The following is a 21,160-nucleotide window of genomic DNA, read 5'->3' as shown; positions in this document are numbered from 1 at the left end:
ACAGTTAAATTAGTTACAACATAACAAAACGACAAAGACCAGCACAAAATGCTGGTCTTTGTCATTTCTACTCTTTATAATAGCTTTAGTTCTCTCATAATCCGCAATGTCAACGGATACGCAGGCAACGGCATACTGCCATGATCAAATCCGTCCATTTCAAACAATTTAGTTTGCGGATGACCGGCAACTTTCATCATGCGGTACATATAAGCGTTTTCCTCGTACCGTCCCAACATCTCCAGTTCTCTGTCACCTGTAATCAGGTATAAGGGGGGAGCATCAGCCCTGACATAATAAAGCGGTGCATATTCATCAATAATCGGCTGTGTGCCGGGAATTCCACGCTCAGCCCTCACCGTAAAATGGGTAATGGTATGTCCGCTAAAAGGAATAAGGGCGGCGATCTTATCAGCATCGACATCAAAAGCCTTCAAATAATGCTTATCCAAACCGACCATACTCGCCAAATAGCCACCGGCCGAATGACCGGAAACGACAATCTTAGCAGCTGAACCTCCATACTTGCCAATATGATGAAAAACCCAGGCAACGGCAGCAGCTGCATCCTCGATATATTCGGGGCATTTCACTTTGGGACTTAATCGATAATTGGCAGCTACAACAGCAATCCCTTTTCTGGTCCATTCTTCCGGAATAAACTTTGAGCCACCGGTAATTCCACCGCCATGAAACCAGATGATCGTTGCGAAACTGTCTTTATTGGCGGGATAATAAATATCTAAATGGCACCGCTCTTTCATATAATCAGTCAACGAGTCTCCTTCACGATAAAGAATATCTTTTTCGGTTTTATAAATTAGGGAATCCTGGGCACTTAAGCCCAAAACGACAAACAGGAAAACGGAAACAAATACGATACGAAGTTTATTCATAATTTTAGTTGATTGGTTAGAACGCTGAAGTTAGCAAATCTCGAAAAACAAAAAAAAGGTGCCCGCATGGACACCTTATATAATAGATCTACTTCCGTTTTAAAAGTTCTGCATTCGATGCAGCTTAAAGTACAGCCCTTCCTTTTCAAGCAGCTGGTCATGCGTTCCAACCTCAACAATCCGACCTTGGTCCATCACGCAAATAACATCTGCATTTTTAATTGTTGACAGCCGGTGAGCAATAACCATTGAGGTACGGTTCTTCATTAAATTATCTAATGCTTGCTGCACCAATTTTTCGGATTCCGTATCCAAAGCTGAAGTAGCTTCATCCAGAATCAAAATTGGCGGATTCTTCAGAATGGCGCGAGCAATTGAAATACGCTGCTTCTGTCCACCTGAAAGCTTGTCTCCCCGATCTCCAATATTGGTATGATAACCATTCTCCGTCGTTACGATAAACTCGTGAGCATTGGCAATCTTAGCCGCATTAATCACATCTTCTTCAGTGGCTCCTTCAACCCCAAAAGCAATGTTATTGAAGAAAGTCTCGTTGAAAAGAATTGGTTCCTGGTTCACATTCCCCATCAAACACCTCAATTCGTGCAGTTTCATGTCCCGAATATCGACCCCGTCAATCAGAATTTCACCATCGGTAACATCCCAGAAACGAGGCAATAAATCAACTAAAGTTGTTTTACCACTCCCCGACTTCCCGACAAAAGCAACGGTCTGCCCTTTTTTTATGGTCAGATTCACCTGATCCAAAACTTTATCTTTCACATAGCGAAAACTAACATCCCGATACTCAATGCTACCGTCAAAGGAAGTTTTTGTCTGAGCCGAAGGCTTGTCGACAATATTATTTTCCGTATTCAGGATCCGGTCGATCCGTTCCATTGAGGCCAAGCCCTTTTCAACACTATAGAGTGCCGTAGAGAAAGCTTTTGCGGGGTTAATGATATTATAAAAGAAAACCAGGTATACAATGAACTGCTGAGGCGAAAGTGCGTTGGTTCCATTCGAAATAATCAGGTTCCCGCCGTACCACAGTACAATCACAATTACAGCTGTTCCCAGAAACTCACTCATTGGATGGGCCAAAAAATAGCGGCTCATGAGCTTATTCATGATTAACCGGTAGTTTTCGTTCTCTTTGTTGAACCGTTCGCGAGCCTGCTTTTCAGCGGTAAATGCTTTGATCACCCGCAGCCCCGACATGTCTTCTTCGATAATTGAAAGAATCTCGCCCTGCTTGTTTGTTCCTTTCCTGGATTGACGCTTCAGGCTCTTTCCAACGCGACCAATCAGGAAACCTGCAAAAGGCAGCATGATAAATACGAAAATGGTCAATGACCAACTGGTATAAATCATATAAATCAAGGAAGTCAGGATCAGAATCGGGTTTTTGAACAACATATCCAACGAGTTCATGACCGAGTTCTCAATCTCCTGAACGTCGCTAGTCATGCGGGCCATAATATCGCCCTTGCGTTCGTCGCTAAAAAAGCCCAAAGGCAAAGCGATAAGCTTATTATAAATCAATGCCCGAATATCGCGAACAACGCTGTTACGAATGTCCATCATCATCAAACTGGCCAGATACATAAACAGTACCTTGAATATCACCATGATAATAACAAACAGACCAATGTAAATTAGCGCCGTGGACTGTCCATAAGTATCAATTACCCATGTCAGGAAATAAGATGCATTGTTTTTCAGACTGTCAATTGTCATTTCCCAAGGGACCAATTGCCGAACAGGCTGATCAGTACCAAACAAAATACCGAGAATTGGAGACAAAAGACCAAACGAGAACGCTGTAAAAATTGCCGACAACAGGTTGAAAACAAAGTTTAAAATAACCCGGCCTTTGTATGGAGGCAAAAAGCGTCTAAATAATCGAAATAAGTCCTTCATTTATATTATTTCAGAACCGCATTAAAAAATACCGGTATAATTCTGAGGCGTAATCGTTTTTAATTCAGCTTTTAAGGCATCACTTACATTCAGGGTGTCAATGAATTCATGAACCACTTGCTGGTCAATCTTTTTATTAACACGAGTCAAATCGCGCAAAGCCTCATAAGGATTTGGGTAACCTTCGCGACGCAAGATCGTCTGAATGGCTTCGGCAACAACCGGCCAGTTATTTTCCAGATCAGCCTCAATCGCTCCCTTATTCAGTAATAATTTATCCAAGCCCTTCATGGTTGAACTAAGGGCGATCAAGGTGTGCGCCAATGGCATACCTATTGTACGCAGCACTGTTGAGTCAGTCAAATCACGCTGCAAACGAGATACCGGCAATTTTGCAGAAAGGTGTTCAAAAATTGCATTGGCCATCCCCAGGTTACCTTCCGAGTTTTCAAAATCGATCGGGTTAACTTTGTGAGGCATAGCTGACGAACCAACTTCTCCGGCCTTAATCTTCTGTTTGAAATATTCCATTGAAATGTAGGTCCACATATCGCGGTCCAAATCCAGAATGATAGTATTGATTCGCTTCAAAGCATCGAAAATTGCCGAATGGTTATCGTAGTTGGCAATTTGCGTGGTATACTGGGCACGTTCCAGTCCCAGGTAGTTTTTCAGGAAGTGATTTCCAAAAGCTTTCCAGCTAATTTCGGGATAGGCAATATGGTGCGCATTGAAATTACCTGTTGCACCACCAAACTTGGCATCGCAATTAATACCACGAAGTTGCTCCAGTTGTCTTTTCAGACGTTCTGAAAAAACGCGAATTTCTTTTCCAAGGTTCGTTGGAGAGGCAGGCTGACCATGCGTTTTTGCCAACATTGGAATTTCCTTCCACTCGTCAGCCAGTTCATCCAGCTTGTCAACCAAGTCATTAATTGCCGGGAAATATTCAAAATCCAACGCATCGTGGATCGACTTTGGAACGGCCGTATTATTAATATCCTGTGATGTTAATCCGAAGTGAATAAACTCCTTATATTGTTTGATGTCCAATTTATCGAACTCTTCCTTCAGGAAATATTCAACTGCTTTTACATCGTGGTTAGTCACCTTTTCAATATCCTTGATACGCTGAGCATTTGCAACTGAAAAGTCAGCAACAACCTGACGTAATTTCGGAAACAAATTTTTATCGAAATCAGCCAATTGCGGTAAAGGCAATTCGCAAAGGGCGATGAAGTATTCCACTTCAACAAAAACACGATATCGGATTAAAGCATACTCCGAGAAATAGTTTTCGAGCTTGCTTACTTTCGACCGGTAACGGCCATCTATAGGGGTAATTGCAGTTAATAAATTCAATTCCATGATTTAAAATTTTCGAGGCGCTAAAGTTAGTAAATATTTGCGTTTAACCTCATCCTTCGGCAAGCGGGATCAACATACGACGATAAGATAAAATTGAGAACATCCGGCAAAATTTCTTTGGAACAATATAAAAGTCCTGATAAAAATTCAGTATATTAGTTACACATCATACAACCCTGACAAACAAACATGATTCGAAAATTAATCCTCACCACGCTGACCGGCATTCTGTTATATGCGTGCTCCTCCCCAAGCAATATCGACACAAGAACTGTTGAAAAAGCTGACATCCATCGTTATATGGGTAATTGGTACGAAATTGCCCGCTACCAGCACTCTTTTGAAAAAGATCTGGTCGGTGTTACCGCGAGCTATCGTTTACGCGACGATGGCAAAATAAGAGTAATCAACACGGGAAAAAGAGATAGTTTAAAAGGAGAATATGATGCCGCAATCGGACTGGCTAAAATTCCGAACCTCCAGGAACCAGGTAAACTAAAAGTTTCATTTTTCTGGATCTTCTACGCGGACTATTACATCCTCGAACTGGACACCATAAACTACAATTATGCACTAATCGGGAGCTCAAGTCCGGATTATTTATGGATTTTGGGGCGTAAACCACAAATGGATTCCAGCACCTACCAGATGCTGATTGACAAGGCACAAAAACGGGGTTATGATATCAGTAAACTCTATAAAGTTCCGCAACCGGAATACTAATTTAGGTTGACTAATATAAATGCTGAACACCAAAAAAAATTAACTTTGGATAATACTCAATAATCCGACAATCTATGAAACGGGCATTTATTCTGCTTATTCTTTGTGCTTTTGTTTTGATCAAACCAGCCGGGGCTCAACCGAATTCGGACAGTACAAAATTAGTTTACCAGCTGAACATCAAAGACAATATCATGCCCAAAACATGGCGCGATACCAAGCATGCATTTGCCGAAGCTGATAGCTTGCATGCCGACATGATCCTGATTCATATGAACACCTATGGAGGAACAGTACTCGATGCCGACTCCATTCGGACAAAAATTATAAACAGCTCAATTCCCGTTTATGTATTTATTGACAACAATGCTGCCAGTGCCGGAGCTTTAATTTCGATTGCCTGCGACAGTATCTATATGCGTAAAGGCGGCAGCATTGGAGCTGCTACAGTCGTCAACCAAACCGGCCAAAAGATGCCCGATAAGTATCAGTCGTACATGCGGTCGATTATGCGGGCAACAGCGGAGTCACACGGCGGCGACACCATTATAACGAATCAGGACACCACTTTTCACTGGTTCCGCGATCCAAAGATCGCCGAAGCCATGGTTGACGAACGGGTTTATATCCCCGGTGTTATCGATACAGGTAAAGTACTGACCTTCACGCCTAGTGAAGCCATGAAAAACGGCTATTGCGAAGGCATTGCCGAAAACATACCGGAAGTGCTGAAACAAATCGGAGTCGACAATTACAAGATCGTAGAATACAAACCTTCTTTTATTGAAAAAATTATTGGATTCCTGGTAAATCCGATAGTATCCGGCCTGTTAATTATGGCAATTATTGGGGGAATTTATTTCGAATTACAAACACCAGGAATTGGATTTCCGCTTGGTGTAGCCATTCTTGCTGCTGTCGCTTATTTTGCTCCGCTCTACCTCGAAGGCTTGGCTGCCAACTGGGAGATCATGTTGTTCATCGTCGGGCTCATTTTGATAGCAGTAGAGATTTTTGTCCTGCCCGGCTTTGGCATTGCCGGTATTCTGGGCATTCTGTTCACCTTTACCGGTTTGGTTTTAAGTTTGATTGAAAATGTCGTTTTCAATTTCGAGAATGTCCATCCCGACAGGATCATAACCGCATTAACGACCGTTATAGTCGCCTTATTTGCCGGATTTTTGGGTAGCTTATTCTTGAGCAAGAAACTATTTACCGCAGAAAGCGGAATACTCAAAAATTTGTCGCTGCACGAAGTACAGGAAAAAGAACGCGGTTTTGTTGGTGTTGATACCAGGATTAAAACCATGAAAGGAATGACCGGAATAGCCCATACCGTTTTGCGTCCTTCAGGCAAGGTACAAATTGAAGGCAAAATTTACGATGCCGTAGCCAACCTGGGCATGATCGACAAAGGCGAGAGCATCGTTGTTGTGAAAGATGAAGCCGCACAGTTGTATGTTGAAAAAAATCAGGATTAAAAGCCATCATCATCCCGTATCATCCAAGAACCTGATATTAAATTTAAAGTAATATCAGGCTGCTCAATACATGCAAAGCTCTATATACTTCTATAAAGTGAATATCTTTGACTTCCACAGAACAATTTCGAGGTAATTTTGCTTTTATAGGAACAAAAGAGAAAGAGTGATGAAAGATTTTCTATTGAATTACATCAACGAGTTGATTTACCTGATGAATGAAATGGCCCCCTGGTTGTTATTAGGACTTATTTTTGCAGGGCTGCTAAAAGTTTTCTTTCCCCAGGACAAAGTTCAAAAATACATGGGCAAACCGACCACCAAGTCAGCAGTGAATGCGTCCCTGCTTGGTATTCCAATGCCGCTTTGTAGTTGTGGTGTCATTCCTACAGGCATTTCCTTTTTCCGAAACGGAGCTTCCAAAGGAGCCACCAATTCCTTCCTGATCTCAACCCCTCAAACCGGGGTCGATTCCATATTTGCCACCTACTCCATGCTAGGATGGCCTTTTGCAGTACTCCGCCCCATTGTTGCTTTCGTAACAGGAATCGTAGGTGGAATACTAACCAACATCTTTGTAAAAGAAAAAACCGCACCCAAGGTTAAAGAAGCCCCCAAACCGGCATTTGCAGGTTTTGCCATGGCTTCACAACCGGCAACCGGTTTTGCGATGGCCTCGCCAACAGCGCAACCAGCAAAAGCTAGTCTACTGACTGTTACACCTCAGCCTCAAAACAAACCAACAAACGGAGCAACTTGCACCGATGATTCCTGTGGTTGCCACAGCGAAAAACCAAAGGGTAATGCATTTGTTCAGGCAACACACTATGCCTTCATTGAGCTACTGCAGGATATTGCCAAATGGCTAATTATCGGTTTTGTGATTGCAGCCTTAATATCGGTAATCCTACCGGACGACTTTTTCAGTTTGTTTAAAGGATTGGGCTTCCTCGAAATTTTAGTCATCCTGGCCGCGTCCGTACCAATTTATATTTGTGCAACGGGCTCCATACCCATCGCTGCAGTATTGCTGCTAAAAGGCGTATCACCTGGTGCTGCACTGGTTTTCCTAATGGCAGGACCAGCAACTAACGTAGCCACCATTTCAGTTATTGGCAGCACCATGGGCCGCAAATCGCTGTTTGTTTACCTGGGCTCCATCATTGGCGGTGCCCTTATTTTTGGTTCGCTCATCAACTGGTTAATACCTGCCGATTTTATTCTAACAAAGGTGATGCATATTCACAGCGGCGAACACGAAATGGTCCCGATGTGGCTGCAAATTACTTCGTCAGTGGTATTAATCGGCTCACTTATTTTTGGCTATTTTTACCAACGCATTGAGAAAAACAAACAAAAAACGAAGACCTTGGCACAAAAAACACTGAAAATTGAAGGCATGACCTGCTCACATTGCGAGGCCAGTGTTACCCGTAACCTCATGAAACTGGAGGGTATTGATGAAGTTGTTGCCGACAAAAACACCTCGGAAGTCAAAGTATCGGGCAAAAACATTGACCTGAAAAAGGTTGAAGTAGTGATCGATGAAATAGGCTACCATTACAAAGGAGAAATTTAATGCAGCTATTACAGTTTGGCTTGATCCTGCTAAGCCTGGTTCCGACTATTACAACCCTATTGCTTGCTTACCAGATTATGCGAGCCGGATTCAACGCTAAGGGCAAACCAACAATCAACCGCATTCTCTTTTATTTTTCCAAAGGAATCGTCAGCTTGGTTTTTGCCCTGCTCATCATAGCTTCATTCTCTCAACAATTCTTTTTGAAGCTGCCCTTCATCATTCAGGACGATATTGCTGATGTTCAAAAACTGATGAGCCTGATCTTCCTGCTGGCTGGCAACCTGTTGCTCCTACCCGCTTATTACACCATGAGTATATTCACCCGGGTCGGGCTACCAACCGACGAGCATGTGCTGCAAACCGAAGGGGTTTACCGCATCAGCCGCAACCCGATGTATACCAGTTTTTTCTTTTTCTTTGGCGCTTGTTTCCTGTTACTGCCATCCCTGCTGTTAGGCGTACTCATGCTGGCATCACTTGCACTGCATCACCGCATCATAAAAAAAGAAGAAGCTTATTTGGAATCCGCTTTTGGGGAAGAGTACCTATTGTATAAAAAATCGGTAGCCCGGTACCTTTAGCTTATTCCTTTATTGAGCCAGTAGTTGGCACGCTTTACACAGCGCGCCAGCGGGGGGAAGCCTCCGATCTGATCTCATACAACCAACTTACAGTACCCGAATAATAGCCACATAGCCACCATCCTTCGCCATCTTGACCTTGATGGTATCGCCGGCCTTTACCTTTTGAGTTTTCTGCTGAAGATCAGTTGGCTGCTGATCCGACTTCTTCGTATCTGCCCACATCTCCAATTCATATTCTCCCTGGTGTAGGAAATCCAGCTTCAATTCAACCTCTTTGGCAATTTGATTATTGAGCACGCCAATATACCAATCATCAGCACTTTTCTTCGCCAGCGCCACATAGTCACCCGGGTATCCTCCAAGAAAATGAATATCATCCCAAACTGTTGGAACTAATTTCAGGAAGTCGGCCCCTGTCAAACGGTTCCGGAACTCCGTCAAACAATTCCCTAGTTCTATCGGGAAATTCCGGAACTCCACCAAACGCTTCCATGGTTCTATCGGGCAATTCAGGAATTCAATCGAACGATTCCATGGTTCCATCGGGCGATTCCGGGATTCTTTCAACCAATTCCGGAATTACGTCGGATGATTCCAGGATTCTGTCGAACCATGCAAACGTTCCATCTGGCGAGTGAAACATGGTTTCGAACGATGTAAACGTTCTGTCGGGCGATGTAAAAAAGAAAGTCCCGACACCAGGCCGGGACTTTCGAGATTACCTTATAATTCTAAAACTGAATCTATGATGAGAAAAAATGTCTCGTATTTATTGCTGTTTTTTGAAGTTTGCCAATCCTTCGTCGAGGAACTTCACAAAGTTGTCAGCATTCAAATCGTATGCTTTCGGCTGTGTTAACTCTTCACCCTGATGGTCGAGCAGCACATAATAAGGTTGTGCATTCACGCCAAAACGAGTAATCTGAAAATCGGCATATTTCTTACCAATCGTCTTTTTCACCCGGCCATCGTAGCTCGAAGTTACCCATTCGTCTTCCGGAAGCTCCTTCTTATCATCCACATACAGGGCAATAATTACATAGTCGTTCATCAGGCGTTGCAGCACCCGTGAATCCGACCATACATTGGCTTCCATTTCCCGGCAATTCACACATCCGTGGCCGGTAAAATCGATAAACACCGGTTTATTCACCCGTTTGGCATAAGCCATTCCCTGCTCATAGTCGAAGAATCCCTGCAAGCCATGTGGCAAGTGAAGGAAATCGCTGTATTTTGGTTTTACATCCAATCCGTCTGACTGAGTACCAGAGCCAACACCACCATGCAACCTAAGTTCCTCGCGAACGACTCCGCGTAAATTGAAATCGTGCGTTTCCATCGGAGGAAGGTAACCTGAAATAGCTTTCAGAGGAGCACCAAACATCCCCGGAATCAGGTACACCACAAAGGCGAAGGTAATGATTGACAACATCAATCGGGGAACCGTTACATGCTTCACCTCGCTATCGTGCGAGAAGGTTAATTTACCTAACAGGTAGAAACCTAACAGGGTGAAGATAACGATCCAAAAAGCCAGGTACACCTCGCGGTCGAGGATTCCCCAGTGGTAAGTTTGATCGGCCACACTCAGGAATTTCAATCCAAGTGCCAGTTCGAGGAAGCCCAACACGACTTTCACCGAGTTTAACCAACCGCCCGACTTAGGCAGGTTGCTCAACCAGCCCGGAAACAGGGCAAACAGTGTAAACGGTAAGGCAAATGCCATCGAGAAGCCAAACATACCAACAATTGGTTTTAACACAGCACCACCGGCCGACTCTACCAGAATTGCTCCCACGATAGGTCCGGTACACGAAAATGAAACCAGCACCAGGGTCAGGGCCATAAAGAAGGACCCCATAAAGCCTCCTTTGTCAACCTGACTATCCGATTTATTAACCAACCAACTTGGCAACACAATCTCGAACATTCCGAAGAATGAGAACGCGAAAATCATGAACACCAGGAAGAAAATCAGATTAGGAAGCCAGTGTGTACTCAGGAAGTTAGCAATGTCGGGACCAAATATCAGGGCGACAACGGTACCAACAATCGTATAAATTGCGATGATAGAAATTCCGTAAAAAGCAGCGTACATCCGCGATTTCGCTTTGGTGTCGCCACTCTTCATAAAGAATGAAACCGTCATCGGGATCATCGGGAACACACAAGGCGTTAGGATGGCCGCCAGGCCAGCCAAAAAGGAGAAAAACAGGAACATCCACAAATTCTGGGGTGAAGCCGTTTTTCCTTTATCCGTCATTACCTTACCTTCTTCGGCCAGGTTTGTATTTTCGTGGGTGGGTTCAGTAGCCTTTTCGGTTACTTCGGCTTTCGGTTCGGCAACTTCAACAACAGCTGCTGCAGTGGTCGGCTCTTCCTTTTGCGCTTGGGCAACAGGCTTGCTTTCCTCCTTTGCTACAGCAGTTGTTTTAGGAGCTTCTTGCTTAATTTCAGCTTTCTTTGCCGGAGCAGCAGCCTTAACACCGTCGGCTTTAAAGTTAAAGTCAACCTCAGTAGGCGGCAAACAAGTTTCGTCATTACAACACATAAACTCAAGGTAACCATCGATCTTCACCGGATCGCTGGATTTAACTTTAACAACCTGTATGAACTCGGCTTGTTTCTCGAAATACCGCAACTCCATTTGGAAGGTATCATCGAACTTGTCAATTGGCGCTGGCTTGGTGGTCATTTTACCAACGAATTCGATATTCGCATTATCGTTAAAATGAAACGATGTTGGAACAGGACCGCCATCCGGTAAGTTGGTATCATACAAGTGCCAGCCCTCGTCGATTGTTGCTTTGAAGATTAATTTAACCTGATCGCCATCTTGCGTTGATGAGAATGACCATTTAACAGGTTCCATGATTTGAGCCATCGAGCTCAGTCCGCAAAAAAGCGCGACTAGAATAACTAAAAACCTCTTCATACTTGGCGTTAATTTTTTATTGAGCATTGATTCGTTTTTCCCATTTAAGGACAAAACAAAAATAGGCGGCCAGCAGATGTTAAGCACTATATAAAGAGGTGTAAAAAAGGCAGAAAAAGGTTGAAATGAGGTCTAGACCCCCAGCTATAAATTCTGTTTATTCCTGTTATAGAGCGCAATAGCCTCTTTCCGGTTTGTAACACCCAAACGCTTATACAAATTATTAATATGGGTTTTCACGGTACTTAATTCAATGAAAAGGTCAGCCGCAATCTCTTTATTGGTCTTTCCGGCAGCCAAGCCTTGCCAAATTGTACGCTCCTTATCGGTAAGCAGGTGGTGATAATCAATTTTATCCTCCGAAGAGTTTTGTGTTTTTAGCTTGAATATCCATAATCCCAGCGCCAGAATAACGAGTGCTTCACCCCATATAATCCAGGTACGCCAGGGCTTTGTAATTTTGGGAATCTCACAAACCAAATCGCGATACCCGACAAGGTTATTCAGCATGTCGTCATAAACACTCGTATACAAAGCCTTCGGATATTGCTTTTTCAATCGCTCCTGAAAGTCAAAGTAAAAATTACTATTTCGTAAAAAGTCGGTTTCGCGGTCTTCGATATGGTACAGGGCAAACAAACCGACCAGGGCATTATCGGTATTATTAACAAACTCACGAATACTTCGATTCATGCTCTGGCTCTGAAAATCACGTTTGGCTACCGTGTTAATCCGGTTCAGCGCGTTACGCTTTTGAAAGTAAGTTTTTTCGAATGCAACCAAGGTCTGGTTTTCTTCTGATCCGCTAATTTGAACGTCATCAAACAAGAGGTTCGGCTGATCAGCCTGCAGTTTAAGTTCGGAGGAGTTAGATAATAAAACATGCATGAAATTACGAACGGAATCTGTCGAGAACTCCAGAGCAAAAAGATTATTTCTCACCAGGTACAGCCGGTAAAAGCGAGGATCGCCGGGAAGATCATTTCCGGACAACGAGAAACTACCATCAGGGAAGATCGTGGCTTCATTAATCATGAATTCAGGAGAAGCAACGAACAAATTGTCGGGAGATTGGATGGAAGCCAGATAAACTTTAGGTTGCCATTGGTCAGATATCGCAATTTTGCCTTCAATCTTGTAGGCAAACGAATTCAAACTAAGAAACAACAATAAAAAGGGGATCAGGGCTTTATACAACATATATCAAGTTCTAGAACCCCTAAAATAATAAATCCCGGACAAATACGTCCGGGATTTACACTTATTTAGAGTATAATTTCCTCCATGTTCTCATCGAAAAACTGATAATCGAGGAATGTTAAAGAATTAACTTCTTCGACAGTCACTTTTCGTAAGAATTTCAAAAACCATTTCCGACGCATCGACATAAAGCCTTTGGTCAGATAGGCTGCAACATAAGGATGAACCTTAACCGTTAATTTCTTCTTGTTTAAATCTTTGAAGATGTAATTAACTTTGTTTTCCAGTTCATCAGTAAAGAGAATCGTCGGCGTCACCTTGCCAGTACCTTTACATGTAGGACAAACTTCTGCGGTCTCTACGTGCTCTTCGGGACGGACCCGCTGGCGGGTGATCTGCATCAAACAAAACTTGCTCAATGGCAAAATGTTGTGTTTGGTTCGATCAACGGACATCGCCTCTTTCATGCGTTCATGAACCTTTTGTCGGTTCTCGGAACTATGCATATCGATAAAGTCGATAACGATAATTCCCCCCATGTCTCTCAACCTCACTTGTCGTGCTATCTCTTCGGCAGCAGCTAAGTTCACTTCCAGCGCGTTGGTTTCCTGATCAACACCGGCCTTTGAGCGGTTTCCACTATTCACATCAATGACATGGAAAGCTTCCGTGTGTTCAATAATCAGATAAGCGCCGTTTTTAAACGAAACTGTCTTGCCAAAAGACGACTTAATTTGCTTTTCGACTCCGAAATGATCAAAGATTGGTTGCCCGCCTTTGTAATGCTTGACAATTTTTTTCTTTTCCGGATCGATTGTACCAAGGTACTCTGCTATATCATCGGCTACTTCAGCATCATTAATGATGATGTTATTGAAGTTCGGGTTATAAATATCTCTCAACAAGGCTGTTGTCCGATCCATTTCACCAACCACCAGAGATGGGGCTGTCGCTTTTTTCAGCTTTTGAAACATGGTTTCAAATTTGGCGACCAGCTTCTTCAGCTCCTGGTCTAGCTCTGCGACGCGTTTCCCTTCGGAAACTGTTCGGACTATCACACCATATTTCTTCGGCTTAATGCTTTGAATCAGCTTTTTCAGCCTGTTTTTTTCTTCGGTTGAGCTAATCTTTTGCGAAACACTAACTTTTTCGCTAAAAGGCATCAACACTAAATTTCTTCCCGCTATCGAAAGTTCTGATGTTAGTCGGGGGCCTTTGGTCGAAATTGGTTCTTTGGCAATTTGAACCAAGATATTCTGGCCTGCTTTTAACACCTCCGTAATTTTACCCTCTTTGTTAATATCGGGTTCGGAGTGAATTTTTGATACCGAAGAAATACGGTTTTTCTTAGAACTGGCAATTTTCAGGAACTTATTCAAAGTTGAAAATTGCGGGCCCATGTCGAGATAATGCAAAAATGCATCTTTTTCATAACCAACGTCGATGAAAGCAGCGTTCAGGCTCGGCATAATTTTCTTGACTTTACCCAAATGGATATCGCCAACAGCAAACTTTGCTCCGCTTTTTTCCCTTGTTAGCTCAACTAAGCGTTTGTTTTCTAATAAGGCAATAACGACTTCCGAGGGAGTGACATCAATAATTAGATCGCTACTCACAACGTTTTTTTAATTTTTGATAGCTCGCACGTAAAATGCGACTCATAAAACAGATTAAACCTAAAGCACTAAGTACTTTAGGTTTAACCAACAGCGTAACAGTTTTACCTAAAGCAAAACTTATTTCTTCTTCTTATGTCTGTTTTTACGAAGTCTTTTCTTACGCTTGTGCGTAGCCATCTTGTGTCTTTTTCTTTTTTTTCCGCTTGGCATAACTTTACTATTTTACTTGGTCTTTAACTTGAGATACGAACGTTTTAGCAGGCTTGAAGCTTGGAATAAAATGTTCCGGGATAATGATAGTTGTATTTTTAGAAATATTGCGTGCAGTTTTTTCTGCTCTTTTCTTCACAATGAAACTTCCGAAACCTCTTAAGTAAACGTTTCTTCCTTCCGTCAAAGAATCCTTTACAGTTTCCATGAAAGCTTCCACTGCCTTTTGCACTGTTACTTTTTCAATGCCAGTGTTCTTGCTAATTTCGTTAACAATATCTGCTTTAGTCATCTCTAAAATTATTTAGTTTTCAATAAATTATAAAATCGGGTCAAATGGTGTGCAAAAATAAAAATTATTTGAGAACTAGAAACAACTGAATTGAATTATTTTTGCAATTCACGTAGATTCTAAATAGTTATGGCGAATTTTGAGGGGATAAAAGGACAATTACGGAGTTGGTATATTCAAAACAGAAGGCATCTTCCCTGGCGGGAAACCACTGATCCGTATCTCATCTGGCTATCCGAAGTAATATTGCAACAAACCCGAATTGATCAAGGTCTAGCTTACTTCAATCGATTTGCCGAAAAGTATCCAAACATCAAACTTTTGGCAGATGCTCCCGAAGATGAGGTTTTAAAACTATGGCAGGGACTTGGCTATTATTCCCGGGCCCGCAATCTTCACCAGGCTGCCAAAACGGTAGCCACCAATTTTAACGGAGATTTTCCATCGACATACAATAATATAATAGGCTTGAAAGGAGTGGGCGAATATACAGCTGCTGCAATTGCTTCCATTTCATTCAATCTACCCTATGCAGTAGTCGATGGAAACGTTTATCGTTTTTTGTCCCGGCTATTTGGAATTGACAGCCCGATTGACAGTACCAAAGGGAAAAAACTGTTCAGGGAACTGGCCAATGAAATCCTGGACACCAACGATCCGGGATTACATAACCAGGCAATGATGGAATTTGGCGCTCTGCAATGCACACCTAAAAAGCCTAATTGCCTGCAATGTATTTTCAACGACTGCTGCCTGGCTTTGAACGAGGGTAAAATCGAAAAGCTCCCGGTCAAACAGGGAAAGATCAAAATAAAACACCGCTATTTCAACTATATTATTTTTGAAAATGAGGATCATACCTTCCTCCAAAAAAGAACCGGCAACGACATCTGGAAAAACCTGTTTGAGTTTCCTGTTATTGAAACAGATGAGAAAACGGAAGTTGATCAGGTTTTAAGAACATTCAACCAACTGCCGGAAGAAACAAACACCCTGGGACTCCACGTTAGCAATTGGAGTAAGCAAGTACTCAGCCACCAACACATTCACTACCGATTCATCCAAATTAATTGGAATAAAGAAATTCCCGGATGGAAGGATTTAATCCGAGTAGATAAAAAAGATATTTTTAAATTTGCTGTTCCGAAACCGGTTGAACAAAAATTGGCTCAATTGGATTGGGCTTAGTTCGTTCGTATAGCGGAAGTTGCATTTCGTCACACAAAAAGTGCCGTTCATAGATTTCCCGAATCTGTATATCGCAGATTATCATCGAATTTCGTAAATTGAGTCTTATTAACTTAAATTATGAAGTATGTCAGTAAATAAAGTTATTTTAATTGGAAACGTAGGACAAGATCCTGAAGTAAGACATTTGGATAAAGATGTCGCTGTTGCAAATTTTTCGTTGGCGACATCGGAAAGCTATACGGCTAAGAATGGAGAAAAAGTCACAACAACCGAGTGGCACAATATCGTTGTTTGGCGAGGCTTGGCAAAAGTAGTCGAACAATACGTACATAAAGGAGATAAATTGTATATTGAAGGCCGAATCCGAACTCGTTCGTGGGATGATAAGGAAGGCAATAAGCGCTATACCACTGAAATCTATGCTGACAACCTGGAGATGTTGACTCCAAGAGGACAGTCAACTGGTGGACAGCAGGTTTCAGCACCAAGTAATCAAGCGGCAGAATCAGTTAATGAACCTGATTTTAGTTCATCAGAAGAAGATGACCTGCCATTTTAGTAACCAAAATTAGAATTAATTGGAAACTGATCCGTTACCCTATTTTTTGAACCTGTCAGGGGATGTTCATTTTCTTCCCCTGACAGGATCAGTTGTAATCAGTCTTGTTTTAATCATATTGTTATTGATTTCTTCAGCTTTAATTTCCGGCTCTGAGGTCGCTTATTTCTCGTTAAGCCCCAAAGACCGGCAAAAATTGAATAATCAAAAAGAACGCAAGAATCATTACATTTTACACAACCTGGAAAACCCGGAAAAGCTATTGGCGACTATTCTCGTTGCCAACAATTTTATCAATGTGGGCATTGTAATCCTTTCCTCGTACACAACAGACTCGTTGGTTGATTTTTCACAAGCCCAAACGATCGGGTTTATATTCCAGATCATCATTATTACATTCTTTCTTTTACTATTCGGGGAAATCATACCGAAAGTTTATGCAACTCGTTACTCCATGCGTGTTGCCCGCCTGATGGCGATTCCACTCCATGTACTGGAACGAATTTTCCGCCCCATCAACTCAATTTTAATTTACTCTACATCCTTCGTCAACAAGCGCATGCAAAAACATTCGCAAAACATTTCTGTTGACGAGTTATCTCAAGCACTGGAATTAACTGCCGATCACGAAATATCCGAAGACAAAGATATTTTGGAGGGAATTGTAAAGTTCGGGAATAAAAATGCTGTCGAGGTCATGCGACCAAGGGTTGATGTAGACGCCATTGAGATCAAAGAATCTTTTACGGAAGTGATTAAGCTGATTAACGAGTCGGGCTACTCACGAATTCCGGTTTTTGATGAAACTTTTGACAACATCCGGGGAATCCTTTACATCAAAGACTTGCTTCCTCATATTCATCACGGTGAAAAATTCAGATGGCAATCGATCATCCGGCCACCATTTTATGTGCCTGAGACGAAAAAGATTGACGACCTGCTGGAAGACTTTCAAAAGAATAAAGTACACATGGCAATCGTTGTGGACGAGTATGGTGGTAGTTCAGGGATTGTAACACTCGAGGATATTTTGGAGGAGATTGTAGGGGATATTGCTGACGAGTTTGATGAAGACGAAAATTACTTCACAAAAATCAACGATACAACTTACCTGTTCGACGGTAAGATCCTGCTCAACGACTTCTATAAAATAACGGGGACCAATGAACATGTTTTCGATGCTCACAAGGGAGATGCGGATACTTTAGCCGGTTTAATACTGGAACTGGAAGGAGAGATTCCTACCTTGAATGAAAAAATTACTTGTGAAAATTTTATCTTTTCGATCGACAGCGTTGACAACCGGCGAATAAAGCAAATTAAAGTTGAAATAAGTTGAAACACAGAAAGACAATGAGGAGACTGCTATTTTTTCTAACAATATCCCTGCTTTTGGGTGCTTGCGGCAATACGTACATTCCAAAGCCGCGAGGTTATTTTCGAATAAGTTTTCCGAAAAAGTCATTTCATCCGGTAAAAGATCAACTTCCCTATTCGTTCGATATCGCGGATTATTCCGAAATTAAGTACACCAAGGACACAAAAACCGGCACGGAATGGGTTAATATCGTTACACCGGCCAATAAAGCTGATGTTCACCTGACCTACGTGGATCTTTCGGGCAATTTAAACGACCATATTGAGGAGTCGCGTAAGCTGGCTTACGACCATACCATTAAAGCTGATGCAATTAACGAGCAGCTCTACATAGATCCTGAAAATAAGGTCTACGGAACGATTTACCATATAGAAGGCAATGCTGCTTCTCCGCTTCAGTTTTATTTAACCGACAGTACCAAACACTTTTTACGAGGTGCATTTTACATCCGCGAAATTCCCAATATCGACAGCATTCAGCCGGTTATCGACTTTCTGGAACCCGATATCATGCGAATGATTAAAACCTTCCGCTGGAAATAATACTTTCCTTATCTTTATCTGAATTCGAATTTTTAGATTTATTGACTAATGCCTTTGATCAAAAAGGAAGAAATAGCGGGAGGGCTTCTGTTACTTTGGAAAATTACTGAAGACCTGGAGCTGATGAATGTTCTGGCAGAGGAGTTCACCAATGATCCCACTTATCTGAAGATTACCCATCCCAAGCGAAAAAAAGAATGGTTGGCAGTTCGGTTACTACAGAAAGTAGCCGGGTGCAACAAAGAGCAGTTTCATTACAATGACGTAGGGCAACCCTGTATCGATCATCCTGTCTACAAATCAATTTCAATCAGTCATTCCTCGAACTTAGTCGGGATCTACCTGCACACCAAACCGACAACCGGCCTCGACATTGAATCGGAGGACAGAAACTTCGTTCGTGTTGAAAAAAAGTACCTAAGTGATGAGGAGTCGCAAATGGCCAAAGAAACACAGAACGGTTACGGTTGGTTTTGGTGTATTAAAGAGGCGGCCTATAAAGCTGCCGGAATTCCGGGCCTCGCTTTCCGTGATCAAATCAACATCGATCTGCAAAAAAATGGAAGTCCGGAGGTTAAAATAAAAGGGGAATCACACCTTTGCTTCAACATTTACCAAAAAAAACTTTCCGGACAACTTATTGTTTGTCTAACACTTCAATCCACTCTGCAGGTATAAATAACAACAAATACCAAACATTGAATAGGGATAACTGTTTAATGACACGAACTGATTTGTTATTTTTGACAATGGCTTGTTTATCATCACAGACCATAAAATAACAAGACAGAAAAAAAAATCAGACAAACTGGAAATCATGAGTCAAACAAAATCTCAAATATTGGTCATCTTTGGTGCATCCGGTGACCTGACAAAAAGAAAACTGATTCCGGCGTTATACGAACTTTACCGACGTAAATTTCTACCCGAAAAATTCGCAGTTCTGGGAGTTAGCCGGACTGATTTATCCGACGAGGTATTCCGTGAGAAGATGAAAGAATTCTTACCGAAAACGGAGGATAAACAAGACGAAGTTTCAAGCTTCGTCGAAAAACTTTATTACCAGCCACTGGCAACCGAGGATGCATACGACTATCCGGTGTTGCGAGATCGGTTGGCGACTATTGCCAAGCAAAATGAAATTGCAGAAAACTTCATTTTCTACCTTTCAACTCCGCCTAAATTATACGAAATTATTCCGGCCAACCTGGCAAGTGTCGATTTAAACAAAACGGAAGATGGCTTCCGTCGTTTAATCGTTGAAAAACCCTTTGGAACTGATTTGGAATCAGCCAAGCATCTGAATAAAAATTTGCTGAACTATTTTGAAGAAGAGCAAATTTACCGGATCGACCACTACCTGGGTAAAGAGTCGGTTCAGAATATGTTGGTAACACGTTTTGCCAATGGTATTTTTGAACCAATTTGGAATCAGAATTTCATTCAGCATGTTGAAATTACTTCGGCCGAATCCTTAGGGGTTGAAGAGCGTGGCGGGTACTACGATAACTCCGGTGCTATGCGCGATATGGTTCAAAACCACCTGATGCAGGTCGTGGGAATGGTGGCCATGGAACCTCCTGTGGTTATTGAAGCCGATGCAATCCGGAACGAGGTTTTGAAGGTATTTCAATCGTTGCGACCGATCAATGAGGAAGATGTTCCTCAATATGTTATTCGTGGTCAGTATATCGAATCGAAAATTAAAGGTGAAGCTGTAAAAGGTTACCGTCAGGAAAAGGGCGTTAATCCGGAAAGCCGCACGGAAACCTTTTTTGCCATGAAATTCTTCATCGATAACTGGAGATGGAGTGGCGTTCCTTTCTATGTCCGGACCGGCAAAAAATTACCAACCCGGGTTACGGAGGTTGTCATTCACTTTAAAAAAACTCCGCACCATCTGTTTGGATCGGACGGTGGTTACGAACACTCAAACAACCAACTGATCATCCGTATTCAGCCAGACGAGGGGATCCTGTTGAAATTTGGCATGAAAGTTCCCGGAGCCGGGTTCAATGTGCAAACGGTTAATATGGACTTCCACTACGACGAGTTACGGGATGTACACTTACCAGCAGCTTACGAACGGTTGTTGCTGGATTGTATGCAAGGCGATGCAACGCTTTATTCCCGCGGCGATGCTGTTGTGAAAGCATGGGAGTTTGTCCAACCAATCCTGAACGCCTGGGAAAATAACCCGGAAATTCCGGTTTACGGATATCCCGCAGGAACCTGGGGCCCCGATGTCGCCGACGAACTAATTGAAGGTGCGACTTGGCGCTATCCCTGCAAAAATCTGTCAAACGATGGAAATTACTGTGAACTATAACAATTAGCCTGATTCGTCAGGCTTTATTTTTACTTGAAAATGGAAGCACGAAAAGTTAAGATATACCCGGACAATACAGCAGTAGCCAACGCATTTGCAAACGATCTTTACCAATTTGCAGAGCAAGCTAACCAAGTTGTTCACGTTGCACTTTCAGGAGGTTCTACACCGGCTTTACTGTTTGATGTATTGGCACAGGAATATGCCACAAAGATGCCCTGGAATAAGATTCATTTTTGGTGGGGCGACGAACGTTGCGTACCTCCAACCGATGAGCAAAGCAACTACAAAATGACTGTTGACCATTTATTGGGCAAAATTGATATGCCGGAAGAGAATATTCACCGG

Annotated in this window: 19 protein-coding genes; 11 read left to right on the top strand and 8 right to left on the bottom strand. The window is 42.4% G+C overall.

The window, feature by feature from the left end:
- Positions 1-74: 74 nt before the first annotated feature.
- The 3 genes from AC37HE_RS11980 to purB form a co-directional block, all read right to left on the bottom strand.
- Positions 75-896 carry an alpha/beta hydrolase gene (locus AC37HE_RS11980; protein ID WP_500783084.1) on the bottom strand — a complete coding sequence of 274 codons (822 nt, stop codon included), beginning with the start codon at positions 894-896 and terminating at the stop codon, positions 75-77.
- 99 nt (positions 897-995) lie between these two features.
- On the bottom strand, positions 996-2,819 hold the full coding sequence (locus tag AC37HE_RS11975) for an ABC transporter ATP-binding protein (RefSeq protein ID WP_500783083.1): 1,824 nt from the start codon (positions 2,817-2,819) through the stop codon (positions 996-998).
- A gap of 21 nt (positions 2,820-2,840) precedes the next feature.
- The gene (gene purB / locus AC37HE_RS11970; protein WP_500783082.1) at positions 2,841-4,187 is read right to left on the bottom strand and encodes an adenylosuccinate lyase; all 1,347 of its coding nucleotides are present in this window, start codon (positions 4,185-4,187) and stop codon (positions 2,841-2,843) included.
- Positions 4,188-4,376: 189 nt separating this feature from the next.
- On the opposite strand from purB, the gene AC37HE_RS11965 reads away from it, so the two are divergent.
- The 4 genes from AC37HE_RS11965 (at position 4,377) to AC37HE_RS11950 (ending at position 8,554) form a co-directional block, all read left to right on the top strand.
- On the top strand, positions 4,377-4,910 hold the full coding sequence (locus AC37HE_RS11965; protein WP_500783081.1) for a lipocalin family protein: 534 nt from the start codon (positions 4,377-4,379) through the stop codon (positions 4,908-4,910).
- A gap of 74 nt (positions 4,911-4,984) precedes the next feature.
- Complete coding sequence (locus tag AC37HE_RS11960) at positions 4,985-6,391, top strand: NfeD family protein (RefSeq protein ID WP_500783080.1); 1,407 nt, start codon at positions 4,985-4,987, stop codon at positions 6,389-6,391.
- Positions 6,392-6,560: 169 nt separating this feature from the next.
- Positions 6,561-7,970, top strand: a complete 1,410-nt coding sequence (locus tag AC37HE_RS11955; protein ID WP_500783079.1) for an SO_0444 family Cu/Zn efflux transporter — start codon at positions 6,561-6,563, stop codon at positions 7,968-7,970.
- Positions 7,970-8,554: a methyltransferase family protein gene (locus AC37HE_RS11950; protein WP_500783078.1), complete on the top strand. Its 585-nt coding sequence runs from the start codon at positions 7,970-7,972 to the stop codon at positions 8,552-8,554. Before AC37HE_RS11955 ends, AC37HE_RS11950 begins: the two co-directional genes overlap by 1 nt.
- Positions 8,555-8,641: 87 nt before the next feature.
- Here AC37HE_RS11950 and AC37HE_RS11945 read toward each other — a convergent pair whose 3' ends face one another.
- From AC37HE_RS11945 to AC37HE_RS11925, 5 genes are all read right to left on the bottom strand, one after another.
- On the bottom strand, positions 8,642-9,100 hold the full coding sequence (locus tag AC37HE_RS11945) for a glycoside hydrolase family 97 C-terminal domain-containing protein (protein ID WP_500783077.1): 459 nt from the start codon (positions 9,098-9,100) through the stop codon (positions 8,642-8,644).
- A gap of 226 nt (positions 9,101-9,326) precedes the next feature.
- Positions 9,327-11,492 carry a protein-disulfide reductase DsbD family protein gene (locus tag AC37HE_RS11940; protein WP_500783076.1) on the bottom strand — a complete coding sequence of 722 codons (2,166 nt, stop codon included), beginning with the start codon at positions 11,490-11,492 and terminating at the stop codon, positions 9,327-9,329.
- 144 nt (positions 11,493-11,636) lie between these two features.
- A complete protein-coding gene (locus AC37HE_RS11935; RefSeq protein WP_500783075.1) occupies positions 11,637-12,692 on the bottom strand; it encodes a response regulator transcription factor in 1,056 nt (351 codons plus the stop codon).
- Between the two features lie 65 nt (positions 12,693-12,757).
- Positions 12,758-14,308 (bottom strand): Rne/Rng family ribonuclease, encoded by a 1,551-nt coding sequence (locus tag AC37HE_RS11930; RefSeq protein ID WP_500783074.1) that lies wholly within the window; start codon positions 14,306-14,308, stop codon positions 12,758-12,760.
- A gap of 220 nt (positions 14,309-14,528) precedes the next feature.
- Positions 14,529-14,813: an HU family DNA-binding protein gene (locus tag AC37HE_RS11925; RefSeq protein WP_107821260.1), complete on the bottom strand. Its 285-nt coding sequence runs from the start codon at positions 14,811-14,813 to the stop codon at positions 14,529-14,531.
- A gap of 129 nt (positions 14,814-14,942) precedes the next feature.
- Between AC37HE_RS11925 and mutY the strand changes: the two genes are divergently transcribed.
- The 7 genes from mutY to AC37HE_RS11890 all read left to right on the top strand — a co-directional run.
- Positions 14,943-16,001, top strand: coding sequence for an A/G-specific adenine glycosylase (gene mutY / locus AC37HE_RS11920; protein WP_500783073.1), 1,059 nt, complete (start codon positions 14,943-14,945; stop codon positions 15,999-16,001).
- Between the two features lie 127 nt (positions 16,002-16,128).
- Positions 16,129-16,563, top strand: coding sequence for a single-stranded DNA-binding protein (locus AC37HE_RS11915; RefSeq protein ID WP_500783072.1), 435 nt, complete (start codon positions 16,129-16,131; stop codon positions 16,561-16,563).
- Positions 16,564-16,582: 19 nt separating this feature from the next.
- Positions 16,583-17,902 (top strand): gliding motility-associated protein GldE, encoded by a 1,320-nt coding sequence (gene gldE, locus AC37HE_RS11910; protein ID WP_500783071.1) that lies wholly within the window; start codon positions 16,583-16,585, stop codon positions 17,900-17,902.
- A gap of 14 nt (positions 17,903-17,916) precedes the next feature.
- Positions 17,917-18,483, top strand: coding sequence for a gliding motility lipoprotein GldD (gene gldD / locus AC37HE_RS11905; protein ID WP_500783070.1), 567 nt, complete (start codon positions 17,917-17,919; stop codon positions 18,481-18,483).
- 48 nt (positions 18,484-18,531) lie between these two features.
- Positions 18,532-19,161 carry a 4'-phosphopantetheinyl transferase family protein gene (locus AC37HE_RS11900; protein ID WP_500783069.1) on the top strand — a complete coding sequence of 210 codons (630 nt, stop codon included), beginning with the start codon at positions 18,532-18,534 and terminating at the stop codon, positions 19,159-19,161.
- 139 nt (positions 19,162-19,300) lie between these two features.
- A complete protein-coding gene (zwf, locus tag AC37HE_RS11895; protein ID WP_500783068.1) occupies positions 19,301-20,812 on the top strand; it encodes a glucose-6-phosphate dehydrogenase in 1,512 nt (503 codons plus the stop codon).
- Between the two features lie 39 nt (positions 20,813-20,851).
- Positions 20,852-21,160, top strand: a 309-nt coding sequence (locus AC37HE_RS11890; protein ID WP_500783067.1) for a 6-phosphogluconolactonase, incomplete at its 3' end; no start/stop codon positions are given.

The organism is Mangrovibacterium sp. (assembly GCF_059905295.1).
Note: the sequence above shows the minus strand (reverse complement) of the source record. Positions and strands in the feature narration are given on the sequence as shown.